Annotated in this window: 7 protein-coding genes; all 7 read right to left on the bottom strand. The window is 72.4% G+C overall.

Translation table 11 applies throughout. The features are described 5' to 3' along the window. Positions 1–134: 134 nt before the first annotated feature. Genes ABD655_RS03840 through ABD655_RS03810 form a run of 7 tightly spaced genes read right to left on the bottom strand, consistent with a single transcriptional unit; the run spans position 135 to position 14317 of the window. The gene (locus ABD655_RS03840) at positions 135–803 is read right to left on the bottom strand and encodes a hypothetical protein (protein WP_344711742.1); all 669 of its coding nucleotides are present in this window, start codon (positions 801–803) and stop codon (positions 135–137) included. After that, a complete protein-coding gene (locus ABD655_RS03835) occupies positions 800–2341 on the bottom strand; it encodes a DUF5684 domain-containing protein (protein ID WP_344711740.1) in 1542 nt (513 codons plus the stop codon). Before ABD655_RS03835 ends, ABD655_RS03840 begins: the two co-directional genes overlap by 4 nt. After that, on the bottom strand, positions 2338–4854 hold the full coding sequence (locus tag ABD655_RS03830; protein WP_344711739.1) for a transglutaminase domain-containing protein: 2517 nt from the start codon (positions 4852–4854) through the stop codon (positions 2338–2340). Before ABD655_RS03830 ends, ABD655_RS03835 begins: the two co-directional genes overlap by 4 nt. Then, positions 4851–6236: a DUF58 domain-containing protein gene (locus ABD655_RS03825; RefSeq protein WP_344711738.1), complete on the bottom strand. Its 1386-nt coding sequence runs from the start codon at positions 6234–6236 to the stop codon at positions 4851–4853. The genes ABD655_RS03830 and ABD655_RS03825 overlap by 4 nt, the downstream gene beginning before the upstream one ends. Then, positions 6233–7198 carry an AAA family ATPase gene (locus ABD655_RS03820; RefSeq protein ID WP_344711736.1) on the bottom strand — a complete coding sequence of 322 codons (966 nt, stop codon included), beginning with the start codon at positions 7196–7198 and terminating at the stop codon, positions 6233–6235. Before ABD655_RS03820 ends, ABD655_RS03825 begins: the two co-directional genes overlap by 4 nt. A 49-nt stretch (positions 7199–7247) precedes the next feature. Next, positions 7248–13184 carry an Ig-like domain-containing protein gene (locus ABD655_RS03815; protein WP_344711734.1) on the bottom strand — a complete coding sequence of 1979 codons (5937 nt, stop codon included), beginning with the start codon at positions 13182–13184 and terminating at the stop codon, positions 7248–7250. Beyond that, positions 13184–14317: a serine/threonine-protein kinase gene (locus tag ABD655_RS03810; RefSeq protein WP_344711732.1), complete on the bottom strand. Its 1134-nt coding sequence runs from the start codon at positions 14315–14317 to the stop codon at positions 13184–13186. The genes ABD655_RS03815 and ABD655_RS03810 overlap by 1 nt, the downstream gene beginning before the upstream one ends. Positions 14318–14467 lie beyond the last annotated feature (150 nt).

Here is a 14467-nt window from a genome sequence, read left to right as displayed (position 1 = left end):
CTGTTCGCAGGCATTTCCCTGAGATGTGGCGCCGACTCCCTCGTCCCGCGCCGAGGCACAGCACAAGGAGCGCACGAGCGCACACCCAACCAATGATACGCGCTTTATGGGGAAGCGGTCAAACGGGCGTCCCCTCAGGGCATGAGCGCGAGGGCGACGAGCGACGCGGCTGCGGCCACGCCGACAGCGGATGCCGAGACCACCACGATCAGCGCGGTCCGGCGCGCCCGCTGCCGGTGACGCCGCGCGGTTGCGGTGCCATCCGCCGGGGTCTGCGGCGCGTGCAGGGGCGGAGCGGTGCGGGACGCGAAGACCGGATCGGCCGTGCGGGCCCCGTAGACGGCGTCGGTGGCCGCGACGCCCGGGGCGGAGGCGGCGCGCCCGGGTCGGACCGGTGCTGCGGGCGCGTCGTGCGGAGGACGGGGCAGCGGCGGAACCCGGGGCTGCATCGCGGCGTGCTCCCGCGCGGCACGGCGGCGGGACTCGCGCCGCGCGACGATGGTCGAACCATCGGTCTGCTCGATCTCGGATTCGGGGTCGACGTATGTCGCGCGGTGGCGGACGGGGTGAATCTCGTCGCTGTGCGCGTCGGCGCTCAGGGGGTCGATGGGCTCGGTGAGGGACGAGGGCGGGTCGGCGGCACCCGCCGGGTCGGCGCCGTCCTGCGGATCGGCGCGTTCGGCGGCTCCCGCGCCGGAGACCGGAGCGGCGTCGGGTTCGCGGTCGGCCGCCGGAACTCCGCGGAGGACGCCCCCCGCCGAGCGACGCACGCGGATCGTGTCTTCGTCGGGGAGGTCCGTCATCTGTCGTTCCGTTGCAGACGGACTTCGGCGTCGCCGAGGTAGAACCGCTCACCCGCCTCGATCTCCACGCCGGGGGTGGCCTCCACCTCGGTGCCCATCAGCGTCGCGAACAGGACGCCGTTGGTCGACCCGAGGTCGGTGACGTACCAGCGGTCCGCGCGCAGCTCGAGGCGCGCGTGGGTCTTGGACACGGTGCCGTCGTCGATCGATATCAGCTGCGCGGTGGGGTACGCCTCGTCGCGGACCGGCTTGCGCCCGAGGATGATGACCTCAGCGGTGAGGGCGACCGGCGCGCCCGAGGGCGGGATCAGCGACCACGCCGTACGCCGTCGCCGGGTGAGGATCGTGTGGTCCATCGCGTCCTCCTCGGTCTCGACCATCGCATGCTGCGCGGAGACGGCAGCCGCGGCCGGCCTCGGGGTGCCGGCATCCGGAGCCCCGACGACCGCCGATACCTGCCCCGAGGTCTCCGAGATCGCGTCAGGATCGCTCAGCGGGGAACGGGCCGGCGCCCACGGTTCCTCCTCGGCGGGGACCGCCGGGGGCGCGGGCAGCCTGGTGACCGGCGGCGCGGGGGGCGGCGGGCCGGGCGGGCGGGCGCTGTCTGCTGCGGGACGCGTCGGCACCGCCGAGATGGGAGCGGGCGCCTCGGGCTCGGCCGCGGTGACGTCGCCGGTCAGCTCGCTGATCGCGCCGAGGTCGAAACCGCCCCAGTGACCGGTGTTCGCGGACTGCGGGCCGTAGACGCCGCGTCCGGGGATCGGCTCGGTCTCGAAGACCGGCGGCTCGTCACCGGCGAACTCCGCCGGGCCCGGCAGCGGCGGCTGGACCAGGGGGCGCACGGGAGGAGCATCCTCGGCTCGCGGCGAATCGAACGAGGCCGGCTCGAACGAGGGCGCCTCGGCGGCGGCCGGCTCGGCAACGCGTGGCTCGGCAGCGCGTGGCTCCGCAGCGCGTGGCTCCGGTGACGCCGACGGCAGCGGAGGCGTGGGAGGGATGCGGGGCGACGGCGACCAGCCGCCGGCGGGATCCATCGCCGCACCGTGCGGGTTGTTCGGCGCGGCCCGGGCCACGTACTCCGCACCGGCGATCGGAAGAGCGCGGGCCGGTCCCCCACCGGATGACACCGGGGTACCAGCGCGCCTCGGCCCGGCGGCGGGCTCGGCCCCCAGCCACCGGTCCGGGCCGAAGCCGAGGATCGACGCCCACAGCGGCAGCAGCAGCGCGGCGACCACCGTCATGCCGGCGCCGTGCCCGAACGCGACGTTGATGCGATAGCAGGCCACGATCAGCAGCGCCCAGAGCACCACCCAGCCGGCGATCGGAATGAGCACGAGCAGGTAGAGCCAACCGGACAGTCCCCCGAGCTGAAGCAGCACCACCTGGTTGAGGATCGGCACCCAGCCCTTCCACGACTCCTCCCCGGCCTTGCGGAACACAGCCGACAGCGCGAGTGCGGTCCACAGGTACAGCACGACCAGCAGCAGGAACGTCATCAGCCCGAGGGCGACGCCGGTGGAGTCATCGATGGGAGTCATGGCGATGTGCGCGGGCGACGAAACCCGGCGCTTCCCCTCTCTGCGAAGCGCGGCCGGGCGCCGGGGGGCGCCAGGTTACGGACGAACGATCTCAACGATACGGTCGCGAGGATGCGGCGCCAGACGCCGCGCTCGCGCAGCAGGACGTCGCGCTCCTCCTCGACCGAGCGCCAGAACACCTCTGCCTCCTGCGCGGTCGTCGCCGCACCCGAGAACACGGCGTGGTCGGCATCCACCGCCAATCGACTCCCCGCAGGGGTTCCGAACAGGTCGGCGAGCTCGCTGCGGGTGAGCACCGGAGTCGACTCGCGACCGGAATCGACGGCGGCATCCACGTATTCCTCCCAGCCGCCGGTGATCCGCGCCGCCGGATCACCCTGCGTGCGACGGGTGCGGCGGCGAGCAGCCTTGGCCGCGGCGATCACGACGAACGGACCGACGACGAGCGCGAGCAGGAGAAGAGCGATGCCGGTGATCCGCAGCGTCGGCCACAGCCAGGCGAGGTCCATGGCAACCGCCTCCTCGACGCGATCATCGGCGCCGGAGTCCTCCTGGACCGGGTCGGGGGGCACGACGTCTTCGACGGCGTCGGGTCGCACCTCGGTGACGTTCTCGGGGTTGCGCTGCTCGGTCACGTCCAGGCTCGGGGACTGGGCGAACTGCGGCGTGACATCCACCGGAACCCAGTCGCCGGCGGCGGACTGGACTTCGGTCCAGGCGGCGAGGTCCACTGCGCGGCAGACCCCGGCAGCGCAGGTGGGCAGGCTCGGGTCCGCCGAGGCCAGTCGCGCGCCGACGACCACGCGGGACGGGAAGCCGAGTTCGCGGGCGATCAGCGCGACGGCCGTCGCGAACTGCTCGTCGTCGCCGACGGCGGCCACGAAATTCTCGGATGCCGCGGCCCGCCGATCGCTCTCCCGCTCGAGGAGGCGCCCGAACAGCGCATCCACCCGGGCGAGGGAGTGCCCCGACGCGCTCGGCTGGAACGTGTATCCGGGCAGCGACTGCATCCATACCGGGGTCTCGTCGCCCGTGGAGAGCGCATGACTGAGGTAGCCGCGCTCGCGCAGCAGGGACACCAGCCCGGCCAGCGCCGCTCCATCCGAACCGGTGATGTGCCGCTCGACCCACGTGCGCAGATTCTGCGGGGCGTCGACTCCGTCGCCGACCGCGCCCGGCGCCTTGATCGAGACGAGGTCCGCCGCCACGGGCTCGACCACGGTGATCCGATAGGCATCGCCCGGCGCGAGACCGCCTCCGGCCGTCTGCACCCCGGCGCCGGCGTCGGCACGGTAGTAGAACCGGTCGGCGAGGGATGCCGCCCGCGGCCCCGCGAACTCGACGGACCGCAGCCGGCCGAGTGTCGGCATCCAGATCCCGTCCAGCCCCTGGATGGCGACCTCGACGTCCATCGCGCGCCCGCGGCCCGCGTCGCGAGTGGCGGGGACGCGAACGAAGCGGGCCGAGTCGAGCGCCCCGGCGCCGCCACTGCGGTAGATCTCGCCGTCGTAGCTGTCCAGCGTCGCCAGCCGCACGCGATCGGGCAGCGCGCCGTCGGCGGTGACGGTGAACAGCACGTCCTCGGCCCGCGCGTCATCGAACAGGGCGCGGTACTCGGCGAGCGGGCTGATCGCGGACGAGATCGCGATCTCCGGTCCGACGCTGGAGCGGAGCACCTCGCGCTCGGTGCCGCGCGCGGCGTAGGGGACCACGATCGCAGCCGCCAGCACGGCCACCGCGACCATCCCGGCCCCGAGCGCGATCCGGCGCTGATCGGCACCGGAAGGCCGGCGGGAGATTCGCACGCCGCTGGATGCCGCGGCCCGCCGCAGCGCCCGGATCCGCTCGTCGCGGCTCCGCCAGGTGAGCCACAGCAGGCACGTGAGCAGCCCGGCGATCCCGACGGCCGTCTCCACCGGAGCGGCGAGGGTCACAGGCCCCAGCCGGAGCGGGGCGCTGACCGTCGTGCGGCCGAAGAACAGCCCGAACGAGATCATGCCGAGCGCCACCGGAACGGCCGCGTACGCGACACGGTCGGCCCGCCAGGCCAGCAGCAGCCCGACGCACGTCCCGACGAGCACGACCAGGAGTGCGGGCACCAGCAGGTTGCGGTAGGCGCCCACCGGCAGATCGACGGTGACGAGGTCCTTCCACGCGAGCAGCGCTCCGGATGCCACCTCGCCGAGACCGCGCAGCGCCGAGAGCGGGTCGGTGAGTCGGGATGGCACGGCCAAGGGCACGCCCAGCACGAAGAACGCGATCACGAGCGCAGCGGTCACCCGCCACCCGCCCCACGCACGTCGCCAAGCGAGCGCCGCGATCGCCGCGCCGACGGACGCGCCGACAGCCACCAGCAGCAGGAACGCGCCGTCGCGGTAGATCGGCCAGGCGGCCACGGCCGAGATCCCCGCCACGGCGCCGACGAACAGCGACCCGGCGATGATCCTCGGCACCGGCCGGGGACCGTCCGGCGTCGGCCGGGCGGATGCGGTGACGGGAATGCTGCCGGTCATGAGCTCGCCCCCCGCCGCAGGAGTCCGGACAGGTCGTTGAGCGTCCCGACGGTCAGGACGGTCAGGCCAGAAAGCGACCGCATCCGCGGGTGCGCGCGCTCGTCGCAGATCACCGCGACCACCGCCGTGTCGGCCGGGAACCCGAGCGCGGCCTGGCGCAGACGCTCCAGGCTCACCGCGGATCCGACCAGGATGAACGCGATCGAGAGCCGCTCGTTCGCCTCCGCCGCGAGCCGGCACACCTCCGCGATCGACATGGTGTTCTCGATCATCTCCACGGTGCTGAAGCCGTCCAGCAGCGTGCGCCGCGATGCGGCCGGGATGTGCCGGATCGCGCGCAGCCGCCCGCGCACCACGCGCGGGATCTCGGTGCCGGTGACGATGTCCACCTCGCGCGCGTCGTGGACCGCGCGCAAGCCCAGCGAGGCGGCGCAGCTGACGGCCAGCTCGAACTCGTCGGGGTCCGCGAACTCCGCCTCGGCGGCCGACAGCACCACCGCCATGCGCGAACGTCGCGACTCCTCGTACTGGCGCACCATGAGCTGTCCGGTCTTGGCCGTGGACTTCCAGTGGATCTGGCGGCGCGAATCCCCCGGCGCGTACTCGCGGATCGCGTGGAAGGACATGTCGGCATCCACCAGGCGCCGCGTCGGGTTGCCCTCCAGATCGCGGATCAGGCCGGCGCTGGTGGACGGGACGCTCGTGGTGCGCGGGTGCACGTACAGCTCGTGCACGTCCTCGAACGCGTGCTCGCGGCGCAGCAGTCCGAGCGGATCGGTGCGGACCGTCGTGGCCGGACCGACGATGACGATCCCGCGTCGCAGCGCGGGGATCTGCAGCGGCTGCGACACGGCATGCCCGGGCCGCAGGAGCGGAACGCCGAACTCCACCAGTCCCGCACCCACCGGAATGTCGAGGCGTCCGGGCAGCGCGGCGCGCTGACCGTCGTTGCGCACCACGATCTGTCCGGTGACCGAGTCACCGGCGACCACGCGTTCGTGCGCCAGGACGAGGTCGACGTCGTACGAGCGGGCGCCGAAGAGGAAGGGCACGGCCATCGCGACCAGAGCGAGGGCGATCGCACCCGCGACCATCGCCTCCACCCACCCGAACAGGATCCCGACACCGAGTCCCGCCGTGGCGACGACGCCCACGAGAACCCCTGCCGGGCGCACGGTGCGTCCGGTCCACTGGACCGCGGCCCGCAGCGCGGCGACGGCGTCGCGCGAGAAGCGCGTCCACCACACCACCACGCGCACCACCCGGCGCCCGCCGGCGGCGGAGGTGACCTGGGTGCTGGTCGTCCCGCCGGGCGCGCCGGCGGACGCGGCCGGTCCGGAGGAGGCCGAGGTGCGGGTCACGCGGGAGTCGGTCAGGCTCATACGGCCTCGCGGCGACTGGGGGGTGCGACATCCAGCAGAACCTGACCGACCACGGCCTCCTGTGTGACGCCGTCGAACTCGGCCTCGGCCTGCAGGATGAGCCGGTGCGAGAGGACCGAGACGGCGAGCGCCTTCACGTCGTCGGGGGTGACGTAGGTGCGCCCCTGCGAGATGGCGCGCGAGCGCGACGCCTTCGTGAGCGCCAGTGCGCCGCGGATGCTGACGCCCAGGCGCACCTCGTCGGCCGAGCGGGTGCCGTCCACCAGGCGCGCGATGTAGTCCAGGACGAGCGCGTCCACGTACACCGCGGCGGCCAGATCCGCCATGCCGGCCAGCGCTTGCGGGGTCAGGACGGGGGCCAGCTCGGCGGTGGGCACGGCCGCGCCGTCCAGGATGCGGACGGTCGCGGCGTGATCGGGATAGCCGAGCGACGTGCGCATCATGAACCGGTCCAGCTGCGCCTCGGGCAGCCGGTAGGTGCCCGCCTGCTCCACGGGGTTCTGCGTGGCCAGCACCAGGAACGGGACGCCGACCTGACGCGAGATGCCGTCGATGGTGACCTTTCCCTCTTCCATGACTTCCAGCAGCGCCGACTGCGTCTTCGGGCTCGCCCGGTTGATCTCGTCGGCGAGGACGATGTTGGCGAAGACCGGCCCCGCGTGGAACTCGAAGGTGCCGGTCTTCTGGTCGTAGACCGTGATGCCGGTGATGTCGCCGGGCAGCAGGTCGGGCGTGAACTGGATGCGCGTGTTGGTGCCCTGCACCGACTGGGCCATCGCGCGGGCGAGCGAGGTCTTGCCGGTGCCGGGCACGTCCTCCAGCAGGACGTGCCCGTCGCTGAGCATCGCGGTCAGGACCAGTTCGACGACACGGCGCTTGCCCAGGACGGCACGCTCGACGTTGTCGGCGATCTGCGTGAACGTCTGCGCGAACCAGGTCGCCTGCTCCTGCGTGATGGTCATGTGACGAGGTCCTCTATCGATGGGGTCTGGGAGTGATTCGGTCGGGGGGTCAGGGTGCCGGCGGCAGGGGGAGATTGGGAACACACGATGCTGAGAGCGTCGCGGTCGCGGGCGAGAGGCCCCAGCCCTGGGCACCCCAGTCCACCGTCACCGCGATGCCTTCCACGCGCACGGCGCCGACGGGAACGGACCACGTGTCGATCGTGTGCGGCAGCACCGCCCCGAGCGCGTCGAGGTAGCGCAGACCCGCACTGCCGAAGGAGATCGCCGCCCTGCCGCCCGCGGCATCCGCCGACGAATCACCGACGGTGACCAGGTCCGAGCCGCCCACGCACGTCTGCACGCCCCACGTCGCCTGCACCTGGTAGGGCGCGCTGCCGGCCCGCGGAGTCACCGGCGCCCATGGTGTCGCCGTGCCCCACCGCTCGTGGACGTATCGGACCTGGATGCCCGGGTCGCTGCCGATCGCGGAGCTCGGCAGACCGGAGAACTCCACGACGTTGCGGTTCGGGATGCGCTCGTCCGAGGTGGGCTGGTTGCGGATGAGCCAGACCGCGCGGCCGTCCGAGACGTCCGGTGCCGCATCGACGGCGAACGTGTACCCGGTCGGGGCGGCGCCGCTCTGCTCGGCACGTGCCGTCGCGGTCGCCGTGGCGCGTCCGTAGCGGTCGCCGTCGAACCACGACTCGGCGCACATCGTGAACGAGTACTCCTCGCCGTCGGTCAGACCCGGGAACGACGCGGTCGCGCCGGCATCCGTCGCCGTGCAGGACTGTCCCTCGCGGACGATGCCCAGGCGCAGCGTCGAGCCGTCGCCGCCGGAGACCGCGGCCGCCTGCGCGGTCACGGTGGACGTCCCGTCGGCCTCCGCCCGCGAGCTGAGGGAGAGTGCCAGCCCGGTGGGCGCGCCGATTCCGTTGCCCCACGCCGTCGCGGACGCACCGGAGGGGGCGCCGCCCGTGCCCGGAGGCAGATCGAAGCGCGAGAACGGCGTGACCGTGATCGGACTCGACGTGTTCGAGCCGACGCGGTACTGGCGGATCTGAACGCTCGTATCGCGGCGACCGATCGACACCTGCACCGTCTCGCCGGCGGGACTGGAGATCTGCAGCGTGCCGGTCTTGTCCGGGTCGATGCCGTCGATCTGCAGCGAGACGACACCCCCGTCGCCGTTGGTGATCACCGGGCGCACCTGGATCTGGCTCGGCGGGACGGGCGAGTCGTACGCCCAGGCGACGACCCGGACACCGGCCCGCGAGGTCCCGACGCTGTTGCGCGCGTACGCCTCGTACTCGCGACGCTCGCCGTTGGGCGCCGCGATGGGCGGGCACGTGCCGTCAGCGCTGCACTGGGCCACCTCGGCGCCGTTCGAGCGGATCACGAAGCCGTTGAGTCCGGGGTAGGCCAGGCGCGCCTCGCCGGGGTCGACGCGCAGCGTCAGCGTGCCGTCCGAGAACCCGGTCTGGGAGACGCTCGCCGGCGCCTTCGGGTACCCCTGCAGGTCGAGCAGGATCTGACCGTCGCGCTCACCGTTGGTGCGCCGGCCCTGCGCGTCCTGCACCGAGAACGACGCGGAGCAGGTGGCTCCCGGGGCGTCGGGCGACCAGGATGCCACCACCGAGGTGGGCGAGGCCACCCGGAAGCTGACTCCTGCGCACGCACCGGTGGCGCGGGCATCGATCACCGTGAGCGGCGTGCGCGGCAGCGGGTTGACCTCGCCGCTGGCCCCGATGACCGTGATCGTGCACGACGAGCCGGCGGCCTGCGAGCACTGCTGCGTCGTGGACCCGCCCTGCGGCAGGGTGGACGGCGCGGCACCGACGCGCAGGATCAGCCGGACCGGGGCGACCGCGGCGTGACTGCTCACCGAGACGACGGCCGCCTCTTCGGATCCGGGGACGGCCCGGTCGGCACCGACCACCGTGACGGTCGAGCCGTTCAGCGACACGTCGAACGTCGAGCCGGCGTAATCGAGCGCGTATTGGATGCCGCTCCAGTCCTCGCGCAGCTGCCAGGTGGTCATGTTGCGCAGGTCGAAGGTGGCCGTCTCGCCCGGACCGACGGTCATCGATCCGGCACGCAGCTCGGGCTGCGGATCGAGCGCGCGGACGATGATCGGAACGGACAGGTACGTCCAGTCCGTCTGCCCGGCGATCCGCACGGGCACCCGGCAGGCATCCGACCACGGCGCGCCGGCGCCCGCGTCGTATCGCACGTTCGTGCCGGACGCGACGGCGCACGCCGCCTCTGCGCGGGCTCCCGAGGGACGCAGGTCCTCACCGAGCTCGAGGGTGCTGCCCCGCGGGGCGGCCACGAGCGCGGCCATGTCGAAGGTGACCGAGTCGAGCTCGTCGACTTCGGGGGATGCCGCGTTGGCACGCAGCGCGAGCGAGCGATCCTCATCGCCGGGGACGCGGAGGAAGGCGTACGTCGTCACCTCTCCGTCCGGTCCCTGACCGGTCACGGCGAACGGGATGACCTGCGTGGTCTCGGGCAGCGCACCGCGCAACTCCCGGCCGTCGACGGTGACGTTCGGCGGGGAACCCCACAGGCTCAGTGTGAGATCGTCGACGTCCCCGCCGGACCACGTGGCCTGGCCGGAGAGCACGTCCACCCCCGAGCGGAAGTCCTCGCGCGTCTCGGCGGTGAGCACGGTGTCATCGACCATCGGGTAGTTCGGCACGCTCTCACGCACGACCTGGACGACGATGAGCCCGCGGCCGGTGTTGCCCGAGCTGGATTCGACGTCGTAGAGGAAGGACATGGTGCCCGGCTGGGTGCCCGCGGCGATGACGACCGTCTCCTTTCCCACCGAGCTCACCCGGTCATCGAGGCGGTCGTATTCGGGGTTGCGCTCACCGTCGTTCAATGTCGCGGGGACGTCGGGCCGGACACCGGTCACCTCGAGGCTGCCCATGGTGGGGTCCACGTCGTTCGCGAGCGGGCTGACCCGGATGGTGCTGGTCGCGCCGGCTTGCACCTGGACGTAGTCGGTGAAGGTGACCGGGCTGGGATTGGCCGTGCTGTCGAGCACGCCGAGCCGCACGATCCCCTCGCCCGCTCCCCCGAACGCGTCCACGACGCGATAGCGGAAGGTCACCTGGCCGCTGGCTCCCGCGACGCTCGAGTAGACGATGGACTCGCCGTCCGCCGCGATGGTGGCGGACCCGGTGTCGGGCTGGCTGACGATGCGGTCAAGGCTCACGACGTCCCCGTCGGGGTCCATGCCGAAGTCATCGAAGTGGATGACGGTGGACTCCCCGCTCAGGACGCGTCCTTCGAGGGTCTTCGGCAGCGGCGCCCGGTTGGCCTCGTCCGGCAGGACCTTGATGCGTACGGTGGCGTCGTCGACGAGTGCCGGTGCGCCCGTCGTGGACACGCGGTACGAGACCGTGTAGTCGCCGCGCACGGGCGGAGCCAGATAGCGCAGGACATCGCCTCCTGCGAATGCGAGCGCGTCCGGGCTGGACGAGGTGATCGATGCGGGATCGAGCGTGGGCCGCCCGCCGGCCGGGGCCACGTCGTTCTCCAGGACCGGGATGTCGATCTGCGCACCGGCGCGCACGACCACCGTGTCGTCCACGGCGATGGGCGCCAGCGCCGGCGCCGGCGGAAGCAGGAACACGGTCGCCTGCCCCGTCACCTGCGCTCCCTGGTCTTCGGTGCCGTCGCTGATCGTGTAGGTCACGGTGCCGAGGCGGCCGGCCGCACCGGACGCTGTCGACCCGGACACGCGCAGGAAGTTCTGACCGACCGCGTCCACCGACAACGTGGCGCCGTCGTCGGCGCGTCCGACCACGTCGCTGAGCAGCAGCACCCTGCGGGTCGGATTCGACACCGCCAGCAAGACGTCCAGCGTCGCGTCCTCCTGCGGGTGCACGAACGCCACGACCGGAGAGGTCGCCAGCTGCGGCGGCGCGTCGGCGGGCAGGATCGTGATCCGTGCGGTGCCGGTCTCCGACGTCGTGCCGTCGGTGACGGTGAACCCGACCAGGAACGTCCCGGGGGTGCGGGCGGTGAAATCGAAGGATGCCGAGCCGCCGACGACGGTCGCCGTCGCCTCCGCTTCATCGAGCACGCGCACCGAGTCGAGCGAGATCGCTCCGGTGGTGCCGGTCACGTGCGGCGCGACATCCACGGTGAGACCCGCGTCGATGGTGTCGACGACCGCGAAGGATTGGACGGTCAGTGCCGGTTCCGGTGACACCCGCACCAGCAGGGGCCGCGTGGTGGCCTGCCCCGCGGTGTCCGCCACCGTGACGTTCAGCTCGATGAGCTCCTCGCCCACCCCGCCAGCGTCGCTGTGCTGATAGACCACGTCGCCGCCGGGCGTGGCGGCCACGGCACCCACGCCCGAGCGGTTCTCGACGGACAGCAGCAGCAGGGGGTCGCCGTCCGGGTCGACCCATCCCGGCAGCACCGGCACCGTGACCGTGCCGCCCCGGGCCACCTCGGGTGTCGGCCAGGGCACGAGACAGCCCTCGACCCCGCACCACTGCGGCGCCGCATCGCCCTCCGAGACGGTGAGCGTGACGGTCGTGGACGGGGAGAGCAGGCCGTTCTCGCTGGTGCCGTCCGATACCGCGTACGTGAACTGCGCGCTGCCGCTCGCCGCCGGCGCGACACTGACCGTCAGACGCTGCGAGTCGTCGGTGATGGACACGGTGCCGAATCCGGGGTCCAGCCCGGTGACCGACGTGGGATCGATGCTGAGCACGTCCTCGTTGGGGTCGTGATCGTTCATCAGCACGGGGAGGGTGACCAGGCTCCCCGCCCGCACACCGAAGGTGTCCGGCACCGCGACGGGCGGCTTCGGATCGAGCACGACCGTGAGCTGCTCGTCGCTGGGAGCGGCATCCGGGTCCGTGCGCTCATCCAGCGACCAGTCCTGGCTGGACGCGACGAGATCCCCGTCGGGGACCGTCCACACCCAGCCGGACCGCGTCTCGTTCAGGATGATCGCGTCATCGCTCGCGACGAAGGCGGGTCGCCGCGAGTCGGACAACTCGTCGTCGCCGTATTCCAGGACGGACTCGCCGGTGCGCGAGTTCCACAGCACGCCCCCGCCGCTCTGCGGGAGCCACGCGGCGAACACCTCGCCGGCGTGCACCACGGGTCGGGCGGGGGCGCCCAGAACGCTGCCCTCCGCTCCCGTCTCGATGGTCGTCGCGGACCCGTCCACGGGAACCCGCAGCAGCATCGAGTCGTCGGCGAGGTAGACGGCCGTGCCGGCCGGGTCGGGTTGGCCGAGGATCACAGAACCGGTGATGGGAGCCGGGATCGCGGCATCCGCTCCGTCGATCCACACGTCGCCGTCGCTGGTGTCCACGACCACCCAGGCGTCGCCCGCGGCCGTGATCGCCGGGGTCGTGATGCCCTCCGGGTCCAGCGGGTCGCGTGCTTTCACCTCGGCCGCGACGGTGTCGTACTCCAGCACCGTGCCGTCGGCCAGGGAATAGCTGAACAGGATGCCGCGTCCATCGATCACGATCGCGTCGGAGGTGTACTGCGGCCCGCCCCCGTCGTCGGAGGGGAACGTCACCTGCGTGGCATCCCCCGTGGAGAGCCGTCCCACGTGGACGGCGCCCGAGTCGGTCCGGTAGGCGACGAAGTCGTCGGAGATCGCGACGTCCACCGTGCCCGGGGGCGTGGGCGGCGATGCGCGCACCGCATCCTCGTCGAGGTCGGCGGGCAGCGCGGAGTCGATCCGGGTGAGCTTGCTGAAGCTGTCCGAGAACAGGTACGCACCGTCCGCCGTCTGGGCCACCTGACTGGGATTGCTGATGCTGCGCACCGTGTCCAGCTCGCCGATGGCGGTGTTCACCCGGGCGTACCTGCGGCCATCGCCGGTCTGCAGCGCCCACACCGACGTGTCGGTCTTCTCCGTCTGCCGGGCGTCCAGACCGGGCCAGACGACGCTGACCCCGGCGACGAGAGCGACAGCGGCCGCTGCGGCCGCCAGCCCTGCTGCGGTCCGGCGCTGCATCACAGCGTTCCCGTCATCAGCAGCGCCGCCAGGATCCCGCCGACCACGACCACCGCGCCCCCCACGACGACGGCGACCCTGGGCATCGGGCGGCGGGGGCGATCGGGGGCGGAGAAGTCGGTGTCCTCATCGCGCGCGAGCTGCGCCACGCCGGTGCCGGGCCGCGTCTTGCGCTGCTCGTCGCGCTCGATGCGACTGCGGGCGGGGCCACGCAGCGCGGAGTCGGAGAAATCCACGGAAGCGGATGCCGGAGACCAGGCCTCGGTGGCGATCTCGAGCTGTGTCGGCGAGATGCCCAGCTCGGACTGCACGGCACGCAGCGCCTCGGCGAACTCCCGCGCGGATGCGTACCGCTGGCGGGGATCGCGGCTCATCGCGCGGGCGAGGACGACCTGCAGCGATGCCGGCACATCGGCCCGCGGGATGTCCGTGTAGCTCGCGCGGGCGATGCGGCGCCGCAGCTGCTCCTTGGTGTTCTGCCCGCGCTCGCGACGCTCGAACGGGCTGTGTCCGGCCAGCAGCGAGTACACCGTGGCACCGAGACTCCACACCTCGCTGGCCACGGTGCCGGCGGTCTCTTCGGCGATGACCTCGGGCGCGCTCCACGGGATCGACATCGCGAGCACTTCGTCGGCGGTCTCACGCGCCAGCGAGGACGAGATGCCGAAGTCCGCGAGAACCGGCGCACCGAAGGTCGTCACCAGGATGTTGCTCGGCTTGACGTCGCGGTGGACCAGTCCCGCCCGGTGGGCGGATTGCAGGGCGCTGGCCATCTTGACGCCGATCGTGAGCACCTCCTCGACCGGGATGCGTTCGATGCGATAGCGCTGAGAGAGGGATCCGGGGCAGTACTCCATGACGATGTACGGGCGCCCGTCCGCCGAGATCCCGGCCTGGTAGACGGTGACGATCGACGGGTGCGCGGACAGGTGGGCGAGCACGTCGGCCTCGGCGTTGAACATGCGTCTCAGGTCGGGATCGCGCACGTCGCTCGGCAGCACCTTCACCGCGACATCGCGGCGCGGCATGTCCTGCTCGTACAGGAACACATCGGCGAACCCGCCGGAGCCCAGCGGGCGGATGTAGGCGAGCCCGGGCAGGATCGGGGGCGCGGACGGCAGACGTGTGGCCACCGAAGCCTCCCCGGAGTATGCCCGCTCAGATCCGGCGGGGCGCAGCGCGCCGTCCGGTCACGAAGGACGGGGCAGTACGAACCCGATCATGCTAACAAGACCGGACCGAGATCACCGTGAGCGGATCGTACCGGGTGAGCCGGTGGCGGA

The sequence above is a fragment of the Microbacterium terregens genome, from assembly GCF_039534975.1.
Classification (GTDB): Bacteria; Actinomycetota; Actinomycetes; order Actinomycetales; family Microbacteriaceae; genus Microbacterium; species Microbacterium terregens.
The sequence above is the reverse complement of the archived record's forward strand: the minus strand, read 5'-3'. Positions and strand labels throughout refer to the sequence as shown.